The organism is Bradyrhizobium sp. P5_C11_2 (genome assembly GCF_054049755.1).
Genome location: NZ_JBFULT010000545.1, coordinates 1 through 5117 on the forward strand (window position 1 = coordinate 1; position 5117 = coordinate 5117).

General features: G+C 63.9%; 7 protein-coding genes. 4 read left to right on the top strand and 3 right to left on the bottom strand.

Features of this window, described 5'->3' with window-relative positions:
• Window positions 1-324: 324 nt before the first annotated feature.
• The 4 genes from ACXJL8_RS33495 to ACXJL8_RS33510 all read left to right on the top strand — a co-directional run bounded on the left by ACXJL8_RS33495 (window position 325) and on the right by ACXJL8_RS33510 (window position 2846).
• Window positions 325-1449 carry a flagellar basal body P-ring protein FlgI gene (locus ACXJL8_RS33495; protein WP_456623960.1) on the top strand — a complete coding sequence of 375 codons (1125 nt, stop codon included), beginning with the start codon at window positions 325-327 and terminating at the stop codon, window positions 1447-1449.
• A complete protein-coding gene (gene flgJ, locus ACXJL8_RS33500) occupies window positions 1449-1817 on the top strand; it encodes a flagellar assembly peptidoglycan hydrolase FlgJ (protein ID WP_456623961.1) in 369 nt (122 codons plus the stop codon). Before ACXJL8_RS33495 ends, flgJ begins: the two co-directional genes overlap by 1 nt.
• A gap of 12 nt (window positions 1818-1829) precedes the next feature.
• A complete protein-coding gene (locus ACXJL8_RS33505) occupies window positions 1830-2327 on the top strand; it encodes a hypothetical protein (RefSeq protein ID WP_456623962.1) in 498 nt (165 codons plus the stop codon).
• Window positions 2328-2486: 159 nt separating this feature from the next.
• Complete coding sequence (locus ACXJL8_RS33510) at window positions 2487-2846, top strand: hypothetical protein (RefSeq protein WP_456686337.1); 360 nt, start codon at window positions 2487-2489, stop codon at window positions 2844-2846.
• Window positions 2847-2849: 3 nt separating this feature from the next.
• Here the strand turns inward: ACXJL8_RS33510 and ACXJL8_RS33515 are convergent, their stop codons facing one another.
• The 3 genes from ACXJL8_RS33515 to ACXJL8_RS33525 all read right to left on the bottom strand — a co-directional run.
• The gene (locus ACXJL8_RS33515; RefSeq protein WP_456623964.1) at window positions 2850-3218 is read right to left on the bottom strand and encodes a hypothetical protein; all 369 of its coding nucleotides are present in this window, start codon (window positions 3216-3218) and stop codon (window positions 2850-2852) included.
• 12 nt (window positions 3219-3230) lie between these two features.
• Window positions 3231-3599 (bottom strand): flagellar biosynthesis regulator FlaF, encoded by a 369-nt coding sequence (flaF, locus tag ACXJL8_RS33520; protein WP_275194067.1) that lies wholly within the window; start codon window positions 3597-3599, stop codon window positions 3231-3233.
• 294 nt (window positions 3600-3893) lie between these two features.
• A partial coding sequence (locus ACXJL8_RS33525) for a DUF1522 domain-containing protein (protein WP_456686338.1) occupies window positions 3894-5117 on the bottom strand: 1224 nt, incomplete at its 5' end.

Below are 5117 nucleotides of genomic sequence, written 5' to 3' on the forward strand. Positions count from 1 at the left end.
GGCCTGGCTGGCCGGCGTTCCAAGCGTGGTGCCGTTCGGTCCGTAGATGCGCATCGAAGCAATCCGGGTGATCGATGCCCGAGCTTCGCCGCTTTATGGTTAATGATGCGTAAAGAGCCCGGCAAAATCTGCCGGCATCCGGCAGTTTCGCTCCTCAGGGCGAACGCCGGCTGACACCGGTCGAAACAGGTTTATTCAACCTATTCAATCGCCTAACCCCGCCACCCCAGTCTGGCACAGCGCTCGCAAGGAAAGCTGCGGACCAGCTCGTCATGGGAGTGTCGAACAAGGTCCTTCGATTTGAGGAGCCTCGGGGAGCAGAGGATGCCAGGCGTTCGTTGGGTGAGGATTGTTGGGGTGGCCTGCGCCGCGCTGTCAGCGCTGACGCTGTCGGTCACGTCCGCGGCTGCGACCTCGCGCATCAAGGATCTCGCCAATATCGAAGGCGTGCGGCAGAACCAGCTCATCGGCTACGGCCTCGTCGTCGGCCTCAACGGCACCGGCGACACCCTCAACAACATCCCCTTCACCAAGCAGTCGCTGCAAGCGATGCTCGAGCGCATGGGCGTCAACATCCGCGGCGCCACCATCCGCACCGGCAACGTCGCCGCCGTGATGGTGACCGGCAATCTGCCGGCCTTCGCGACGCAGGGCACCCGCATGGACGTCACGGTGTCCGCGCTCGGCGACGCCAAGAACCTCCAGGGCGGCACCCTGCTCGTCACCCCCCTCCTCGGCGCCGACGGCAACGTCTATGCGGTCGCGCAAGGCTCGCTCGCGATCTCCGGCTTCCAGGCCGAGGGTGAAGCGGCCAAGATCGTGCGCGGGGTTCCGACGGTGGGACGCATCGCCAACGGCGCCATCATCGAGCGCGAGATCGAGTTCGCGCTCAACCGGCTGCCGAACGTGCGCCTGGCGCTGCGCAATGCCGACTTCACCACCGCCAAACGCATCGCGGCGGCCATCAACGACTATCTCGGCGTCAAGACCGCCGAGCCGATCGATCCATCGACGGTGCAGCTTGCGATCCCGCCGGAGTTCAAGGGCAACGTGGTGGCCTTCCTCACCGAGATCGAGCAGCTCCAGGTCGATCCCGATCTCGCCGCCAAGATCGTCATCGACGAGCGCTCCGGCATCATCGTGATGGGCCGCGACGTCCGCGTCGCCACCGTCGCGGTCGCGCAAGGCAACCTCACCGTCACGATCTCCGAGAGCCCGCAGGTGAGCCAGCCCAATCCGCTGTCCCGCGGGCGGACCGTGGTCGCGCCGCGGAGCAGCGTCAGCGTCACCGAGGACGGCAGGAAGTTGGCCCTCGTCAAGGACGGCGTCTCGCTCCAGCAGCTCGTCGACGGCCTCAACGGCCTCGGCATCGGCCCGCGCGACCTCATCAGCATCCTCCAGGCCATCAAGGCCGCGGGCGCGATCGAAGCCGACATCGAGGTGATGTGATGCAGGCGAGCATGATCAACACCCCGCGCGCCACCACCTCCTCGGCCTTCTCGGTGGAGAGCCGCAACGGCCGGCCCGATTTCGAGCTCGCCGCCGCGCTGCAAAAGGTCTCGCCGCAGCAGCAGACCAAGGCGCAGAAGACCGCCACCGATTTCGAGGCGATGTTTCTCAACAGCATGTTCTCGCAGATGACCTCGGGCCTGAAGGGCGAAGGTCCGTTCGGCGACACGCCGGGCACCGGCGTATGGCGCTCGATGCTGACCGACCAATATTCCAAGAACTTCGCCAAGGCCGGCGGCATCGGCGTCGCCACCGAGGTGTACCGCACCCTCATCCTGCAGCAGGCGAAAACCATCCGCACGGCATAAGGTCCCATCGACATGAACCACTTCAACGCCTCACGTCAGCCGATGCCGGCGCAACGCGCGAACACCGCGCCCGGCAACGCCGAAGCGCGCAAGCTCGCCGAAGACCTGATGGATGCGATGAACGCCCTGCTCGGACTGATCGAGCGCGAGACCGAGCTCGTCCGCGCCGGCAACGTCCGCGAGGCGATGACGCTCGAGAGCCGGAAGCAGGAGCTGTCGCGAAACTATGTCGGGGCCGTCAGCCAGTTGAAGGCGAACCAGGCCCAGCTCGCGAAATCCGCGCCCGAGCTGCTCTCGACGCTGCATCGGCACCACGACGCCTTCCGCGCCATGCTCCAGGTCAACCTCACGGTACTCGCGACCGCACACGCGGTCTCCGAAAGCGTCGTGCGCGGCGTCAATGCCGAGATCCAGAAGCGCAACGTGCCGAACACCTATACGGCGGCCGGGCGCCGCGCGGCCCCCGGCCCGCGCCACATCACCCCGCTCGCGGTCAGCCGCTCGCTCTGAGCACACGCGAAAATCACCTGCAATTTTACGAAAAATCGCGCGGCGATCTCGTCGCGCGGTTAGTCACGTTTCCTTACCGGGTCTTCAAACCTGGTGTTCCATGGTTGCGCATTGAGAGGGGTTGGGATTTGACTCACGCGAGGCAACCAGGAGGCTGCCATGAGTACAGATTTCAGCATCAGGCCGGTGGGGATACCGGCCCCCGCGCAGATCGTGACGACGTCCAATGCGGCGGCGACCGAGGCCGTGCAAACCGATTTGCYGGTGAGCCAAACGGTCGCCGCAAGCGATCCGACCGCGGCTGTACGCAATGATGTGCAGAGCAACGAGAACGTTTCACGCCAGGTCGTGTTCGACCAGGCGGCGGCGTCCTTCGTCTTCCAGGTCGTCAACGAGAGGACCGAGGCGGTGGTCAACCAGTTCCCCGACGAAGCGATGCTGCGCCGGCGGGCCTATTTCCATGCACTGGATTTGAAGTCTGAACCCTCGCGTCCGCTCAATACGGACCTCAGCGCCTGACCATCACGCGTCGAGCGTGGCCGCAGCGGTGTCGAGATAGGTCGAGCCGGTCGCGGGATCGGTGACGACGTTCTTGATTTGCGCCTTGCCGGTGTCCGTCAGCGTGAACTTGGTATTCCCGAAGCGGAACGATGAGTCCTTGATCAGGACCTGCTGATACTGCGAGGTCCCCTCGCTCTGATAGTGGACCTGCGCGCGAAAGCCGTCGACGTGCGAGACGCTGAGCGAGAATTTCTTGCCGTCGGAATAGGTGCCGGCCCAGTTCCCCTGATACAGGGAAGAATCGACTGCGGCGTATTTGGACGAGCCCGACGTGCTGGAGAGAACGTTGGACTTATACGCGGTCGACAGGATGCTCATGATGTCGGCCATCACGAGCCTCCATCACGGCCGGCCGGACAGACCGGCGGCAATATTCCGGTTGATCTCGATCAGCGGGCGGAAGTGATCGAACTGCGGGCTCATCTGGAGCGCCGCGGTCTGGCTCAGCACGAACACGCTGATGTTGGCGATCTTCTGCCGGACGTCGATCGGCTGCGGATTGTTGTCGCGCATGGCTTCGCTGAGGAAGATGGTCCAGAGCTTGCGATTGAACATCAGCGCCTGCATGGTCTGCTCGCTGAGCGGGTCGGCGTTGTTGATCGCATCCTGAAGCTTGTTCGCCGCCTTGAGCAGAGTCTGGGCCTCGACGTCACGAGGAGACGCGGTGGTCGTTGCGACGCGCGCGTAGGCCGAGGCAGCAGAATTCGACATCAATCACACCCTGGAGGTTACCTAGCCCGTTGAACGCGCTTAAGGATTTCTTTCCCAACCCTAGGCAGCACCGCTTAAGATTTGCTTACGTGTGTGCTTGGAAGCACTCCGGATTATTACGGGTCACGGAGTTTCTTCGTCGTCCCGAAGCTAGATGCGCACACGCACGCTGTAAACACGCCTCGTGTCATGCACATCAATCTCAGCTAATCCTGTCTTAGCAATCTCCCTCAAAACAACGGCGGAGCATTAGCCCCGCCGCGGTATCTCGAGTAGCTGTCTTGCGCTGCGAGATTAGCGGAGCAGCTGCAACACGCTCTGCTGCGACTGGTTGGCGAGCGACAGCGCGGAGACCGCGATCGACTGGCGGGTCGACAGCGCCTGGCTGTTGGCCGCTTCCTCGTTGGTGTCGGCCAGCGTCAGATTGGACGAGCCGGTCTGCAGCACGTTGATCAGGTTCTTGGAGAAGTCCTGACGCACCTGCACGATCGACAGATTCGAGCCGAGCGCGGAGCCTTCCGAGCGCAGCGTGCTCGAGGCCGCGTTCAGGCTGGTCAGCACCTTGTTGGTGGCGCCGTTGTCGATGAAGTCGACGCCGTTGACGAGGTTGCTGAGGCCGAGGCCTGCCGCGTTGAACACCACGCCGTTGATGCCGAGCGTCGAGCTGCCGGTCTCGTTGAAGACGAGCTTGAGCGTATCGCCGTTGAGCAGGTTGACGCCGTTGAACGAGGAGTCCTGCGACGTCGTGTCGATCTGCGCCAGGATGTTGTTGAACTGGTTGACCAGATTCGAGCGCGCCGTCTGCGCGACAGGATCCTGGACCGGAGGCTGCGCGGTGGTGAAGGCCAGAATGCCGGTGATCGTGCCGCCGACCGTGCCGCCCGCAGTCGTCGAACCGAGCGTCGAGGAGGCATATTCATTGACGGTGGTCACCGTCAGCAAGCCGTTGGCGTCGATCGTCGCCGTCAGGTGGTTGGCCTGAAGCTGTGCGTTGAGCTGGTCGAGCGTCTTGACGGTGCCGTTGGTGCCGTCGCCGAAGGTGACGTTGACCGGCGTGCCGCCGTTGAAGGAGGTGAAGGTCAGCGTCTTGCCGCTGACACCGCCAACGCCGGAGGTGCGCGCCGCGGTGAAGGCTGTCGCCGTTCCCGTGTTGCCGCTGAGGCCGAACGCGTTGAGCGCATTGCCGGTGCCGGTGATCGAGAGATCGGCGTTGATGCCGGTGGAGAGCGCAAGCTGGCCGCTGCTGTTGACCGACGACGGGATCTGGCCCGCAGTGGTCGTCAGCGACGCCGCGCCGTTGAAGATGCTGGCGGTCTTGACGCCGGTGGCAAGGTCGATCGAGTTGAGCAGGTCGGTGAGCGTCGCGCTCTGGATATAGACGGTCGAGTTGCCGTTGCCGTCGGTGACGATGTTGCCGCTGACGCCGCCTGAGGTCACGCTCGCCGCCGATTGCGGCGTCTGGGCGTTCTTGAAGGTGATGGTGTGGCCGTCGATGTTCAACGTCGAGCCGTCCTGAAC